13 protein-coding genes and 2 tRNA genes are annotated in these 13227 nt (G+C 70.4%); 4 read left to right on the plus strand and 11 right to left on the minus strand.

Features of this window, described 5'->3' with window-relative positions; all coding sequences use genetic code 11:
* Nucleotides 1-35: 35 nt before the first annotated feature.
* A complete protein-coding gene (locus Q343_RS0111085; protein ID WP_029253648.1) occupies nt 36-284 on the plus strand; it encodes an acyl carrier protein in 249 nt (82 codons plus the stop codon).
* Nucleotides 285-391: 107 nt separating this feature from the next.
* Nucleotides 392-1636: a beta-ketoacyl-ACP synthase II gene (gene fabF, locus Q343_RS0111090; RefSeq protein ID WP_029253649.1), complete on the plus strand. Its 1245-nt coding sequence runs from the start codon at nt 392-394 to the stop codon at nt 1634-1636.
* A gap of 112 nt (nt 1637-1748) precedes the next feature.
* On the opposite strand, the gene Q343_RS0111095 is transcribed toward fabF, so the two are convergent.
* From Q343_RS0111095 to Q343_RS14585, 5 genes are all read right to left on the minus strand, one after another.
* Nucleotides 1749-2246, minus strand: coding sequence for a DUF3145 domain-containing protein (locus Q343_RS0111095; protein WP_029253650.1), 498 nt, complete (start codon nt 2244-2246; stop codon nt 1749-1751).
* A gap of 125 nt (nt 2247-2371) precedes the next feature.
* A complete protein-coding gene (gene def / locus Q343_RS0111100) occupies nt 2372-2860 on the minus strand; it encodes a peptide deformylase (RefSeq protein ID WP_029253651.1) in 489 nt (162 codons plus the stop codon).
* 37 nt (nt 2861-2897) lie between these two features.
* Nucleotides 2898-3689 carry a DUF1206 domain-containing protein gene (locus Q343_RS0111105; RefSeq protein ID WP_029253652.1) on the minus strand — a complete coding sequence of 264 codons (792 nt, stop codon included), beginning with the start codon at nt 3687-3689 and terminating at the stop codon, nt 2898-2900.
* A gap of 171 nt (nt 3690-3860) precedes the next feature.
* Nucleotides 3861-3934: transfer RNA gene (locus Q343_RS0111110), tRNA-Ile, on the minus strand.
* A gap of 21 nt (nt 3935-3955) precedes the next feature.
* Nucleotides 3956-4621 carry a YqaJ viral recombinase family protein gene (locus Q343_RS14585; protein WP_052367131.1) on the minus strand — a complete coding sequence of 222 codons (666 nt, stop codon included), beginning with the start codon at nt 4619-4621 and terminating at the stop codon, nt 3956-3958.
* A gap of 61 nt (nt 4622-4682) precedes the next feature.
* Between Q343_RS14585 and Q343_RS0111120 the strand changes: the two genes are divergently transcribed.
* Together Q343_RS0111120 and Q343_RS0111125 are read left to right on the plus strand one after the other, a co-directional pair.
* Nucleotides 4683-5177, plus strand: coding sequence for a hypothetical protein (locus Q343_RS0111120; protein WP_029253654.1), 495 nt, complete (start codon nt 4683-4685; stop codon nt 5175-5177).
* 52 nt (nt 5178-5229) lie between these two features.
* A tRNA-Asn gene (locus Q343_RS0111125) sits at nt 5230-5301 on the plus strand.
* A 104-nt stretch (nt 5302-5405) separates the two neighbouring features.
* On the opposite strand, the gene dnaG is transcribed toward Q343_RS0111125, so the two are convergent.
* The 6 genes from dnaG to Q343_RS0111155 form a co-directional block, all read right to left on the minus strand.
* Nucleotides 5406-7322: a DNA primase gene (dnaG, locus tag Q343_RS0111130; protein WP_029253655.1), complete on the minus strand. Its 1917-nt coding sequence runs from the start codon at nt 7320-7322 to the stop codon at nt 5406-5408.
* A 46-nt stretch (nt 7323-7368) separates the two neighbouring features.
* The gene (locus tag Q343_RS0111135; RefSeq protein WP_052367132.1) at nt 7369-8631 is read right to left on the minus strand and encodes a deoxyguanosinetriphosphate triphosphohydrolase; all 1263 of its coding nucleotides are present in this window, start codon (nt 8629-8631) and stop codon (nt 7369-7371) included.
* 57 nt (nt 8632-8688) lie between these two features.
* On the minus strand, nt 8689-9351 hold the full coding sequence (locus tag Q343_RS15705; protein WP_029253657.1) for a sugar O-acetyltransferase: 663 nt from the start codon (nt 9349-9351) through the stop codon (nt 8689-8691).
* Between the two features lie 22 nt (nt 9352-9373).
* The gene (locus Q343_RS0111145) at nt 9374-10258 is read right to left on the minus strand and encodes a sugar ABC transporter permease (protein ID WP_029253658.1); all 885 of its coding nucleotides are present in this window, start codon (nt 10256-10258) and stop codon (nt 9374-9376) included.
* Nucleotide 10259: 1 nt separating this feature from the next.
* Nucleotides 10260-11900 (minus strand): ABC transporter permease subunit, encoded by a 1641-nt coding sequence (locus Q343_RS0111150; protein ID WP_428829350.1) that lies wholly within the window; start codon nt 11898-11900, stop codon nt 10260-10262.
* A 79-nt stretch (nt 11901-11979) separates the two neighbouring features.
* A complete protein-coding gene (locus Q343_RS0111155; protein WP_029253660.1) occupies nt 11980-13206 on the minus strand; it encodes a sugar ABC transporter substrate-binding protein in 1227 nt (408 codons plus the stop codon).
* Nucleotides 13207-13227: the final 21 nt, after the last annotated feature.

The raw sequence follows: 13227 nt of genomic DNA on the forward strand, positions 1-13227 counted from the left end.
CCGGGCCACCGGGGCAGACATCAAGGAGATACACCATGGCTGCCACCGAGCAGGAAGTCCTTGCGGGCCTCGCCGAGATCGTCAGCGAAGAGACCGGTCTGCCGACCGACGCCGTCGTCCTCGAGAAGTCCTTCACCGACGACCTCGACATCGACTCGCTCTCGATGATGACCATCGTCACGCACGCCGAGGACAAGTTCGACGTCCGCATCCCCGACGAGGACGTCAAGAACCTCGCGACCGTCGGCGACGCCGTCAGCTACATCACCAAGGCCCAGGCCTGATCCGCGGGCCGGGCCGGGTGACCACCCGGCCCGGCCGCCCGCACCCTCGTCTTCACGCACGCAGGTTTCTGCACCCGTTGCCCCACCATGACCCCGTAGGAGTCGCCATGAGCACCGTCCCCGACGTCGTCGTCACCGGCCTGGGAGCCACGACCCCCCTCGGTGGTGACGTGGAGTCCACGTGGCGCGCCGCCCTCGCCGGCGAGTCAGGCGTGAACAGGCTCTCCGAGGAGTTCCTCGGCGACTGGGAGATGCCGGTCACCTTCGCGGCTCAGCTGAAGGTCCCCTCGGACGAGGTCCTGAGCCGGCCCGAGACCAAGCGGATGGACCTGTCGGCCCAGTACGCCGTCGTCGCCACCCGGGAGGCATGGGCCGACGCCGGTTCCCCGGAGGTGGACGGGGACCGTCTCGGCGCGGTCGTCTCCTCGGGCATCGGCGGCATCCAGACGATCCTCAACGCCTGGGACACCATGAACTCGCGCGGCCCGCGCCGCGTGCTCCCGATGACCGTGCCGATGCTGATGCCCAACTCCCCCTCGGCCTACGTCGAGCTGGAGATCGGTGCCCGCGCCGGAGCGCACGCGCTCGTCTCGGCCTGCGCGTCCGGTGCCGAGGCCATCGGGTACGGGCTCGAGATGATCCGCACGGGTCGCGCAGACGTCGTCGTCGCCGGCGGCACCGAGGCGGCGATCCACCCGATGCCGATCGCCGCGTTCGCCGCGTCGCGCACGCTCTCGACCCGCAACGACGACCCCGAGGGCGCCTCCCGCCCGTACGACGTGACCCGCGACGGGTTCGTCCTCGGCGAGGGTGCAGCCGTCGTCGTCCTCGAGAGCGCGGAGCACGCCGCCGCCCGTGGCGCCCGCGTGTACGCGAAGATCGCCGGAGTCGGCCTGAGCTCCGACGCCTACCACATGACGTCGCCCGACCCCGAGGGACGGGGCCAGATCGCCGCCATGCGCAGCGCCCTGGAGAACGCCGGACTCTCCACGAGCGACGTCCGCCACGTCAACGCACACGCGACGTCGACGACCGTCGGCGATCTCGTCGAGGCACGCAGCATCCGCTCGCTCCTCGGCGACGACGCCGACCAGGTCTCGCTGTCCGCGACGAAGTCGATGACGGGCCACCTTCTCGGTGGAGCGGGCGCCCTCGAGTCGATCTTCACGATCAAGGCGCTGGCGGACCGGCAGGCGCCGCCGACAATCAACGTCACCGAGCCGGATCCCGAGCTCGACCTCGACCTCGTCCGGAACACACCCCGTGAGATCCCGACGGGCGACGTCGCCGCGATCAACAACTCGTTCGGCTTCGGTGGTCACAACGTGGCACTGGTCGTCACCTCCGCGTAGCGAGACCGGGCACGACGAAGGCCGGTACCCCTTCCCCGGGGGTGCCGGCCTTCGTCGTGAACGGTTCCTGCTCTCGCGTCGCGAGCCCGGACGTCGTGGCCGCGGTCCGAGGTCAGCCGACCTCGTGGAGCCAGCGCACGGGTGCGCCGGCACCGGCATAGCGGAACGGCTCGAGCTCCGCGTCCCAGGCGGTGCCGAGGGCGAGGTCCAGGGCGTCGCGCATCTGCCGGGGGTCGGCGTGCTCGAGCACGGAGCGGATGCGGTCCTCCGGGACGACGACGTTGCCGTGGACGTCCGTTGCGGCGTGGAAGATCCCGAGACCTGGAGTGTGCGACCACCGGCTGCCGTCGGCACCGGGCGAGGCCTCTTCCGTCACCTCGTACCGCAGGTGGGCCCAGCCGCGCAGGCCCGAGGCGAGCTTGGCACCGGTCCCCTGCGGACCGGTCCAGCTCAGCTCGGCGCGCAGCACCGAGGCGCCGGCGGGCTGGTCGGTCCAGTCCAGCGAGACGCGCCTGCCCAGCACGTTGCCTGCCGCCCACTCGATGTGGGGGCACAGCGCACGCGGAGATGAGTGCACGAAAAGAACACCGCGAGTGGTTGCACCAGACATGTCGGCCTCCCTAGGTCGAGGTTCGTCTTCCCCAACGTCCTCGCCCAGCGGGAGTACTGCAGTGCACGCGGCGTGCTCGTGCTCACATTCTTACATGATCCCGAAGAGTCATGCAGGGTGGGGGCTCAGAGCTGTGAACGCAGCTCGCGCATCGCCTTGCGCCGGACGGACTTCTCCAGCCGGTCCAGGTAGAGCATGCCGTCCAGGTGGTCGCACTCGTGCTGGAGCGCGCGCGCCATCAGCTCCGTGCCCTCTACCACGACGGGCTTCCCGTCGAGGTCGATCCCCTCGACCCGGGCGTACCACGCACGTGTTGTCGGGTACCAGAGCCCGGGGACGGACAGGCACCCCTCCTCGCCATCCTGGTACTCGTCCTCGGACAGTGCGGTGATCCGGGGGTTGAGCACGTAGCCGATCTCGTCCTCGATGTTCCACGAGAAGGCACGGAGGCTCACGCCGATCTGGGGTGCTGCGAGGCCTGCCCGACCGTCGTCGTCGACCGTCTCGACGAGGTCCTCGACGAGCGCACGCACGCGGTCGTCGATGGTCGTGATCTCCTCGCACGGGGTGCGCAGGACGGGGTCCGGGATAACGCGGATCTCTCGCATGGCCATGGGCCATATTCTTCCACGTCTCCCGGACCCCCACGGATCACATCCGGGCGAACCGTGCCCTCGCGAACGAGTACAGGCCGTAGGCGGCGAACCCGAGGCCCATGGCCACGAGCAGGACGGCCCCGAACGGCTGCCCGCCGATCGTGGCGAAGACGTCGTCCATGCCACCGGCCTTGTCGGCGTCGGCCGTGAGGGCCGCCCAGACGAAGAGTGCACCGAGGACGACAAGCGCTGCGCCCTTGGCGATGTACCCGATCTTCCCGGTCAGGACGACACCCTTGCCGGCGGCACCCGTTCCCGTCGACCTCAGGTCCTCGCGGAACTTCTCCTTCCAGCCCTTGTAGACGTGGTAGACGCCACCACCGATGATCGCCAGGCCGACCGCCCCGACGAGGAGCTGACCCGCCGGCGCGGCCAGGGCCTTGGCCGTCAGCGACTCCTCCGAGCCGCCACCCGACCCGCTGCCCGTCGCGAACCGCATCGCGATGAACCCCATCGCTCCGTAGAGCACGGCCTTCCCCGCAGCCTTGGCGCGGTCCGTGGCCTCCTGCCCGCGAGAGACCGCCTCCGTCACCTGCCACAGCGCGAGCGCCGCGAAGGCGACGACGGCGAACCAGAGGACGAACGCGCCACCGGGCGTCTGGGCGATCTCGCTGAAGGCACCGGAGGAGTCAGCGGACCCGGAGTCCGAGGAGGACAGCGCGATCTTGACGACCAGGCCGCCGACGATCAGGTGCAGGAGGCCGCTCACCGCGAAGCCGGCACGCGCCAGACCCTGGAGGACCTTGCTGTCGTTCGCCTGCTGGGCGGCACCAGATGCCGAGTTCATGAATCACCCTCCCTCGCCCCGGTCGATCCGGGGCAGGGAGACAGTGTGGCAAAGATTCCGTTCCACACCACTTGTCGGGCATGCCGGCGGTCGGCAGCGGCGTTCGGCACTTGCGTCGAGCGCGGGTGACCGGCCCGGACGCACAGCTCGGGGATCCCTCGGGAACACGGGTGGGCCAGGTGGGGCTTGAACCCACGACCGACGGATTATGAGTCCGCTGCTCTGACCGACTGAGCTACTGGCCCGTGCGCCGAACATCGTACCCGTCAGCGCAGCGCGAGTCGCCGCCGTTCCGCCATGCGCCGACGGCGCGCCTCGACCTCGTCGGCGAGCTCGTGCAGGTCGGCGAGGAACCGGTCGGCGTGCTCGACCAGCACGCCGATCCGCTGCTCGTCCCGGGTCACCCAGCAGACCTCTCGCTCGAGCGTGTGCCGGTGCTCGACGACGAAGAGCGAGCGGTCCGCACCGGTGACGTGCAGCTGCCACTGGAGCTGGTCGCGATACCGACGGACCGCGCTGCGCAGCGGATGGACCGACGTCTTGATCTCGGCGATCGCGTCCTCGCCGATCCCGTCGGGCGTGGCGAGGTGACCCGACGTCTCCCCCTCGCACAGCAGTGCGTTGGGCTCGATGCCCCAGTTCTCGGTGATCCAGGCCGCGATGACCGGCTCCCGCTCACGACCGTGGGCGAAGGCGGCCGAGTGCGCGTCCGCCTCGCCGAAGACCTTGCGTTCGAGCAGCTTGGCCCGCTGCACGCTGGGTGTTCCGTCCTGGCGGACGATCTTCGTGCAGTCGGTCGCCGTGACACCGGAGCGCCGCGCCGCGAGCCAGGCGTCGCGGGCGTCGGAACCCACGGGTGCGCCGTCGTCGTCGCACCGGAACCGGACGCGCACGGGTGACGGGTGGACGACGAGCACGAGACCTCCTGACATCGGACCAGGCGAGGTTATCGCCTCCGCGCACACATCCACGTACTGGCGCTACGGTTGCCAGATGTTCTTTCGTCGCGCCACGCTCCCCGCAGACGTCCGCCAGACGCTCGACCTGGCGGCGGGCGACAAGGTCCTGGCGAGCGCCGAGCTCGACGACGGCTGGGCGGTCGCGAGCCGGCAGCACCTGCACCTGACCGGTGCGCGTGCCGTTCGCCGACCCTGGTCGGCCGTCGACCGCGCCAGCGCGGACCCCGAGACGTCGACGATCACGGTGACGTGGGTGGACGCAGAGCCCACGGCCCTCCGCCTCGTGGACGGGTCGCCGGGACCCTTCCCGACGGTGCTGCGCGAGCGGGTCCAGACCTCGGTCGTCCTCGCCGAGCGCATCACGCTCCCGGGGGGCGCTGCGCGGGTCGCGGTCCGACGCGCCCCGGACGGTTCCCTCTTCTCCCAGGTCTCTGTCGACGGCGGCGTCGACGTGGACGACCCGGCGATCCGGCGACGGTTGGACGTCACAGAGTCCGCCGTACGATCGGCGTGCGGAATGGGTCTCTGAGGCTGGTAGAGTTTTCTCCGTTCGGCAGCCCGGCGAGGCAGCCGATCCGCGATCCCGCGTAGCTCAGTGGCAGAGCATCCGACTGTTAATCGGACGGTCGTTGGTTCGAATCCAACCGCGGGAGCATCGCAGAAGGCGCTGACCGTCCGGTCGGCGCCTTCTTTCGTCGCTGGACCGCTCCGAGCCCCACCGGGCGTCGGTCGTCACCCGGCCGTCACCCGGCGGCCGTCACCCGGCCTCGCGCAGCTCGCGGCGCTGTCTCTCGATGCTCAGCAGGTCGGCGAAGGCCTGCTGGTAGGCGGGGTCCGACGGGTCGAGGCGCTGCAGCGTCCCCTTCGCGTCGGCGATACGGCGGGCGAGCCCCATGTCGACGAGCGTGCGCACGACGTCGCGCACGTACGCGTCGATCGACTCGGGACGGTCCTCGGGCATCGGGGCCACGGCGAGACGGTTGACGATCGGGGCGACGTGCTCGGGCGCGGCCGAGACGACGTCGGCGACCCAGCGCCCGGGCGTGGCCCGAGCCGCCGTGAGCCCGCCGACACCCCGGATCACCTCGTGCACGGCCCGCCAGGCGGGCGTCGCGAAGGCGTCGGCGTCGAGCGCGTCGAACGTGTCGGCGTCAGCCGCGAGCGGGTACTGCAGCACGCCGATCAGCACCTGCCGCTCGAGCCGGGCTGCCGGGTCACGGGGGTCCGGCTCGGGCAGACGTGGGCCGTCGGAGACGGACTCCGCCGCTGGCTCGGACCGGTGCGGGCGAAGGGCGTGCTCGTCCGGTCCGGCCAGCCGCGGGGCGTTCTTGACCGCGCGCAGGACGGCGGGCTCGTCCATCCCGATCCAGCCGGCCAGCATCCGCGCGTACTCGGGCCGCAGAGCGGTGTCCCGGATCCCGGCGATCACGGGGGCCGCGGCCCGCAGCGCACCGACCCGCCCCTCGGCGGTGGTGAGGTCGTAGTCCTCGAGCGTCGTCCGCACGACGAACTCGAAGAGCGGCTGGCGCCCGTCCACGAGCGCCCGGACGGCTTCCGGTCCGCGAGCCATCCGCAGGTCGCACGGGTCCATGCCGGAGCCCTCGACGGCCACGAACGTCTGGGCGTAGAAGCGCTGATCCTCGCTGAACGCGCGCATCGCGGCCTTCTGCCCCGCGGCGTCGCCGTCGAACGTGAAGATCACCTCGCCACCCACGGACGTGCCGGAGCGCAGCTGGAGCCCGCCGGCCGGGGAGGTGTCGCCGAGCAGACGTCGCACGATCCGGGCATGGTCGGAGCCGAACGCGGTGCCGCACGTCGCGACCGCCGTCGTCACGCCCGACAGGTGCGCGGCCATGACGTCGGTGTACCCCTCGACGATCACGGCCTGCTTGCTCTTGGCGATGTCCCGCTTGGCGAGGTCGATGCCGTAGAGCACCTGCGACTTCTTGTAGAGCGGGGTCTCGGGGGTGTTCAGGTACTTCGGGCCCTGGTCGTCGTCGTACAACCGGCGTGCGCCGAACCCGACGATCTCGCCGGTAAGGTCCCGGATCGGCCACATCAGCCGGCCGCGGAACCGGTCGTAGACGCCGCGTCGCCCCTCGCTGACGACGCCCGACGCCGTGAGCTCGGCCTGGGTGAACCCGCGCCCGCGCAGGTGGTCCATGAGGTGGCTCCACCCGGTGGGCGCGTAGCCGATGCCGAAGTGCTCGGCGTCCGCGCGCTCGAAGCTCCGCTCGGCGAGGAACGCGCGTGCCGCGCCGGCCCCCGGGCCGAAGAGCTGTTCGGAGTAGTACTCGGCCGCGACGCGGTGGACCTCGAGCAGACGCTGGCGCTGCCCCGGCTCGCCCTGGCGGCGTGGCCCGCCGCCCTCCTCGTAGCGCAGCTGGACGCCGGCCTTGTCGGCGAGGTACTCGACGGCCTCCGTGAACGAGAGCCCGTCGATCTTCTGGACGAACGAGATGGCGTCGCCACCCTCGCCGCACCCGAAGCAGTGCCAGCGGCCGACCTGGGGGCGGACGTGGAACGACGGCGACCGCTCGTCGTGGAAGGGGCACAGGCCCTTGAGAGAACCGACGCCGGCGGACTTCAGGGTGACGTGCGCACCGACGATCTCGTCGATCGGTGCACGGTCACGGACGGCATCGACGTCCTCGCGCTTGATCAGTCCGGCCACGGGTCGAGTCTAGGGTGCCGCAGGGGTCCGTGGGTGCCGTCGGAGGCTAGCGGACGCCGAGCCGCGCGTGCAGGTGCAGCGCGCTCACGTCGGTCATCGAGGCCACCTGGTCGACCACCACGCGCAGTCGAGTCGCGTCGTCGGACGCCTCCCGCCAGTCCGCCGCGAACGACCGCTCGAGCGAGTCAGGTGCTCCCTCGCGCAGCACCTCGACGAGGTCGGCGATGATCTGCCGCTGCTGGTGGTAGACCGGCTCCTGTTCCCGCGGCGCCATGACGTACGCCACCGCGATGCCCTTGAGGGCGAGGATCTCTGCGTGGGTCTCCTCCGGGACCACGAGCGAGCCCGCGTACCGCGTGAGCGGGCCGTCGCCGAACCGCTCCCGGGTGGCCCGCTGGGCGGAGCCGCTGAACCGGCCGATCAGCTGACTCGTGGCGTTCTTCAGGCGGGCGAGCGCCCGGCGCGACCCGTCGTGCTCGCGCACGAGGTTCCCGGTCGCGGCGAGACGCAGGAGCGCGGCGTCCAGCTCGTCGGCGGTGAAACGGCGGCCGTACCAGGCGTGGACGGCGGAGACGACACGCGCACGCTCCCCGTCGTGGTCGAGCCGTGCCAGGTCCAGGTGCCCCGCGACGACGGCGTCCTCGACGTCGTGGACGGAGTAGGAGATGTCGTCCGCGAGGTCCATCACCTGCGCCTCCATGCACTGCACGTTGTCCGGGGCACCGTCGCGCAGCCAGTGGAAGACGTCGCGGTCGTCCTCGTAGACCCCGAACTTGGGGGTCGGGGTCCCGTCGGGACGCGGCGGACCCTCGCCCCTGCCCCACGGGTACTTCGTCGCGGCGTCGAGAGACGCCCGCGTGAGGTTGAGGCCGACCGCACGTCCGTCGGCGGCGACCACCTTCGGCTCGAGCCGCGTCAGCAGCCGCAGGGTCTGGGCGTTGCCCTCGAAGCCGCCGATCTCGACGGTGAGCTCGGCGAGCGCGCGCTCGCCGTTGTGCCCGAAGGGCGGGTGCCCGAGGTCGTGGGCCAGGCAGGCGGTGTCGACCAGGTCCGGGTCGCAGCCGAGCGCCTTGCCGAGCTCACGGCCCACCTGGGCGACCTCGAGCGAGTGTGTCAGGCGCGTCCGGACGAAGTCGTCGCTGCTCGGACCGAGCACCTGGGTCTTGGCGCCGAGCCGCCGCAGGGCGGAGGAGTGCACGATGCGCGCGCGGTCCCGCTCGAACGGGGTCCGTGACTTGCTCTTGGGCGGCTCCTCGGACCACCGGTCGACGTCGGTCGCGGTGTACGGGGCTGAACTCAGGGCTGGCACATGCCCAGCGTAGGGCCGCGGACGACGGCGCGGGAGCGGTGCACGGCCGGCGGCGGGTCAGGAGTGCGGTTCGGGCCCCGGCGACGGCAGCGTGCGCGGCGGCCGGTAGGCCCACTCGCGGTCGTCCTCGGTGATCGCGCGCAGCACGCGTGCCGGGACGCCGCCGACGACCGTCCGGGCCGGGACGTGCCCGGCGACGACGGCTCCCGCCGCGACCACGGCACCGTCCCCGATCTCGACCCCGGGCAGGATGACCGCGCCGGAGCCGACCCAGACGTCCGCACCGATCCGGACCGGTGCGGAGAACTGCACTCCCCCGGTCCGCAGTTCCGGGTGGACAGGATGACCGGTCGTGCTGATCACGACGTTGGGCGCGAGCATCGTCCGCGCCCCGATCTCGACGTCGACGTCGTCGACGACGTTCAGACCCGCGTTGACGTACACGTCGTCACCGAGCCGGATCCGATACCCGTAGGCGACCCGCAGGGGCGGCTCGACCCACACCCCGGTGCCGACCGCACCGAGCAGCTCGCCCAGGATCCGAGCGCGCTCTGCCCGCTGAGCCGGACGGGTGTGGTTGTAGTCGAACTCCAGGTCCTTCGCGCGATCCTGCTCGGACATGAGCGTGGCGGACCGTGCGCCGTCGTAGAGCTCGTGCGCGTCCATCCGACGACGCACCTCGCGGTCGACGTCCTCCGGGGTGCCCTCGTCATGGTGCATCCGGCGAGGATACCGCCGGACGTCAGCCCTTGACCGAACCCGCCGTCAGCCCGCCGACGATGTACTTCTGCAGGAAGAGGAAGAGCGCGAGGATCGGGATCGTCGAGATGACGGCCCCGGCGGCGAACAGCCCCCAGTTCGCCTCGAGCAGGCTCGAGACCCACGAGTAGAGGCCGACCGCGAGCGTCCAGTTCCCCTCGGACTGCAGAAGCACACGGGCGATGACGAACTCGCCGAACGTGGCGATGATCGACAGCAGTGCCACCACCGCGAGGATGGGGGTGACGAGCCGCAGGATGATCGTCCAGTAGGTCTGCGAGTGCGTGGCGCCGTCGATCTTGGCGGCCTCGTCGAGCTCTCGCGGCACGGTGTTGAAGAACCCGTACATGAGGAACGTGTTCACACCGAGCGCCCCACCCAGGTAGACGCAGATCAGAGCGATCTTGCTGTTCAGGCCGAGGGCAGGAACGACCTGGCCGAAGCTGATGAGGAGCAGGAAGATGGCGACGAACGCCAGCATCTGGGGAAACATCTGCACGATCAGCAGCGTCGTCAGACCCACACGGCGGCCGGTGAAGCGGAAGCGGCTGAAGGCGTAGGCCGCCGCCGCACCCATGAGCACCGTACCGATGCTCGTGACGACGGCGATCTGCACCGAGTTCAAGGCCCACGACCAGAACCTGGTGTCACCGAGCGCGGCGTAGTTGCTGCCCGAGATCGAGCTGAACAGGTCGTTCGACCCCGTCAGCGTCCCGCCCTCGGAGAGCGACGCGGAGATGATGTACACGATCGGGAAGACCGCATAGATCACGAACACGACGCCGACGACGTGGCGCCAGCCCAGCTCGGTGAACCAGCGTCCGGCGGACATGCGACGGCGCGGGGCGACCGTGGTGGTGGAGGACATGTCAGTTGATCTCCTCGAGCGAGCGGGTCTTCTTGAACGCGATGGCCGAGATGGTCGCGATGATCACGAAGATGACGATCGACAGCGCGCTCGCGAGCCCGAAGTTCTTGGGGGCGTTCCCGTCGAGGCCGGCCACGGAGTACACCATCGTGATGAGGATGTCCGTGTGCCCGAGCGGGACGGACGCGTCGTCGAACCGTGGACCACCGCCCGTCAGCATGTAGACGAGCGCGAAGTTGTTGAAGTTGAAGGCGAACGAGGAGATGAGCAGCGGCGTCGTGGAGACGAGGAGCAGCGGCAGCGTGATCTCGCGCCATGTCCGCAGCCGGGTCGCGCCGTCGATCTTCGCGGCCTCCATGACGTCGGTCGGCAGGGACTGGAGCGCGCCCGTGCAGATGAGGAACATGTACGGGAACCCCAGCCAGAGGTTCACCCCGATCAGGGAGAGCTTGGCGAGCCACGGGTCGGTCAGCCACGGGATGCTCGCACCGTTCAGCAGAACCTGGTTGACGAACCCGAAGCTGCGGTTGAGCAGGCCGGACCAGAGCAGCGGCGCGACGAACCCGGGGATCGCGTACGGCAGGATCAGCAGCGTCCGATAGATCTTGCGCCCGCGCAGACGCGGGTCGTTGAAGACGCTCGCGAGGAACAGGCCGAGCAGGAACGTGGTCGCCACCGACGCGATCGCGAACGCGAAGGTCCAGAGGACGACCTGGAGGAACGGTCCCGCGTAGCGAGAGTCGCTGAACGCGAGCGTGAAGTTGTCGAGCCCGACGAACACCCGCCAGCCCACCGAGAGGGTGGAGCCGTCCGCGGCCTCGAACTCGCCGTCGTCGTTGGGCGTGTAGACGGTGCCCGTGGTGGTGTCCGTCATCGTGTCCGCGGCCTCGTCGTAGACGAGCGTCGACGTCGACGCGTAGCCGGTCCGTGCGTCCTGCGTGCGGATCGAGCCGTCGTTCGGGTCGTCGGAGACGGGGACGCGCAGGTCCGTGATCTCGCCCTGGCGGGCCAGGACGTCGTTGCGGTCCAGCACGGTCCATCCGTCGACGTCCGTCACCTGGCCGCCGGCGACGGTGGCCTCGACGCTCTCGAGCGGCTCGTCGGCGGAGCCGACCTCGACGGTGCCGTCCTCGCGCACGACGGCGAAGCCCAGCTCGTCGCCGTCCTCCACCACGGTCAGCGGGACCGACGGGGCACGCTCGACGCGCCGCTCGTTCTGGACGAGGAGCGCCTCGATCGCCTGCTCCTTGGTGGAGTTGTGGCCGTCGCCGTAGTTCGTGAAGGCGACCCACCCGGTGTAGGCGATCGTGAAGATCTGGAAGACCAGCAGGAAGACGAGCCCGGGAAAGATGTACTTCAGCGGGACGGTGCGCCGGGAGAAGTAGACCCAGTCGGCCACGACCAGCATGACCGCCATCGCCCCGAGGATCACCCAGGACTCCGCGGTCCACGCCGAGATGATCACGTACACGCCAAACGCGTTGACGACGGCCATCAGGGCGAGCTTGACGAGGAACCCGGGGCCGAACCTGCGCGCCGGGGACTCGTCCGGACGCATCCTCCGACGCCGTCCGGGCGGGGGTGCGGCTGCGTCCTCGGCCGTCATGGTGGACGGACCGGTGGTGTGCTTCTGGATCGACATCTTGCCTTCCGGGGACCTCGTCGACGCTGCGATGGCAGTGTGCGAGGGCCGCGGGTTGGTCCCCGCGGCCCTCGACGGATCAGGAGTCGAGCGCTCCCTCGATGTCCGAGATCATCTTGTCCCAGGCCTCGACGGGCTCGGACGTACCGCTGATGATGTTGGCCTCGGTGACGCCCCAGAACGCCCAGACCGAACCCATCTCGGGGATCGACGGCATCGGGACGGCCTCGGCGCCGACCTCGCGGAAGCCCGCGACGATCGGGTCGGACGACGCGGCGTCGGCCGCGGAGGTGAGTGCCGGCGGACGCGCACCGGACTCGAAGAGCGCCGTCTGGGCCTCGTCCGTGGACATGTAGTTCACGAGGAAGTCGTTGGCGAGCAGCGTGTTCTCGCTCTGCGCGCTGACGTAGAAGCCCTGCACGCCGACGAAGGGCTGCGCGACGTCGTCGCCGGCCGTCGGGATCGGGTCGACCGAGAGGTCGAGGTCGGCGAAGGACTCGATCATCCACGGGCCACCGATGATGAACGGCGACTCGCCGTTGGCGAAGGCCTCCACCGCGATGTCGTAGGTCATGTCCGTGCTGAGGAGGCCGGCCTCGCCCTGCTCCTGCAGCCACTCGGCGTACGCGTGGCCGTTGTCGCCACCCATGGCGATCTCGGGCGAGTAGGACCCGTCCTCGTTCTGCTCGAAGACCGGAGCGTCGAACGACGTCTGGAACGGGTAGTACGTGTACGGGTCGCCCTCGGTCCCGGTTTGGATCAGGAGCGGGTACGTGGCGCCCGACTCCTCGCCGGCGGCGATGGCGTCGTCCCAGGTCGCGGGTGCCTCGTCGGCGAGCGCGGTGTTGCGGATGAGCGCGATGTTCTCGATCGCGTACGGCAGTCCGTAGACCTGCCCGTCGGCCGTGAACGCCTCGACCGAGACGTCCTCGAAGTCACCGGTCATGTCGCCGAGCTCGACCGGGGCGACGACGCCGTTGGTGAGCAGCTCGCCCAGCCAGTCGTGCGCGCCGACGGTGATGTCGGGGCCCTCGCCCGTCGGGACCTGCGCGATGAAGTCCGTGCGGATGTCCTCGAAGTTCTTCAGGACGAGCTCGACGTCCGCGCCGGTCTCCTCCTCGAAGGACGCCGCGGCGGACTCGACGGCAGCCTGTCGGGTCTCGTCGACCCAGACGGTCAGCGTGCCGGTCTCCTCGGCCGCTGCCGTGGTCTCCGTGCTCTCCTCGGACTCGCTGGTGTCGGACCCGCAGGCCGCCAGTGTCAGCGTCAGGCCGACCGCGCCGGCCATCATGATGCTCCGTCGCATCGTCACTCCCAGTGTTCGTGC

This window comes from Paraoerskovia marina DSM 21750, assembly GCF_000701465.1.
Lineage (GTDB): Bacteria > Actinomycetota > Actinomycetes > Actinomycetales > Cellulomonadaceae > Paraoerskovia > Paraoerskovia marina.

Excerpts from the sequence above, each read along its gene's own strand:
- Q343_RS0111085 (WP_029253648.1), top strand. The coding sequence starts at position 36 with ATGGCTGCCACCGAGCAGGAAGTCCTTGCGGGCCTCGCCGAGATCGTC.
- fabF (WP_029253649.1), top strand. The coding sequence starts at position 392 with ATGAGCACCGTCCCCGACGTCGTCGTCACCGGCCTGGGAGCCACGACC.
- Q343_RS0111095 (WP_029253650.1), bottom strand. The coding sequence starts at position 2,246 with ATGTCTGGTGCAACCACTCGCGGTGTTCTTTTCGTGCACTCATCTCCG.
- def (WP_029253651.1), bottom strand. The coding sequence starts at position 2,860 with ATGGCCATGCGAGAGATCCGCGTTATCCCGGACCCCGTCCTGCGCACC.
- Q343_RS0111105 (WP_029253652.1), bottom strand. The coding sequence starts at position 3,689 with ATGAACTCGGCATCTGGTGCCGCCCAGCAGGCGAACGACAGCAAGGTC.
- Q343_RS14585 (WP_052367131.1), bottom strand. The coding sequence starts at position 4,621 with ATGTCAGGAGGTCTCGTGCTCGTCGTCCACCCGTCACCCGTGCGCGTC.
- Q343_RS0111120 (WP_029253654.1), top strand. The coding sequence starts at position 4,683 with ATGTTCTTTCGTCGCGCCACGCTCCCCGCAGACGTCCGCCAGACGCTC.
- Q343_RS15705 (WP_029253657.1), bottom strand. The coding sequence starts at position 9,351 with ATGCACCATGACGAGGGCACCCCGGAGGACGTCGACCGCGAGGTGCGT.
- Q343_RS0111145 (WP_029253658.1), bottom strand. The coding sequence starts at position 10,258 with ATGTCCTCCACCACCACGGTCGCCCCGCGCCGTCGCATGTCCGCCGGA.
- Q343_RS0111150 (WP_428829350.1), bottom strand. The coding sequence starts at position 11,900 with ATGTCGATCCAGAAGCACACCACCGGTCCGTCCACCATGACGGCCGAG.
- Q343_RS0111155 (WP_029253660.1), bottom strand. The coding sequence starts at position 13,206 with ATGCGACGGAGCATCATGATGGCCGGCGCGGTCGGCCTGACGCTGACA.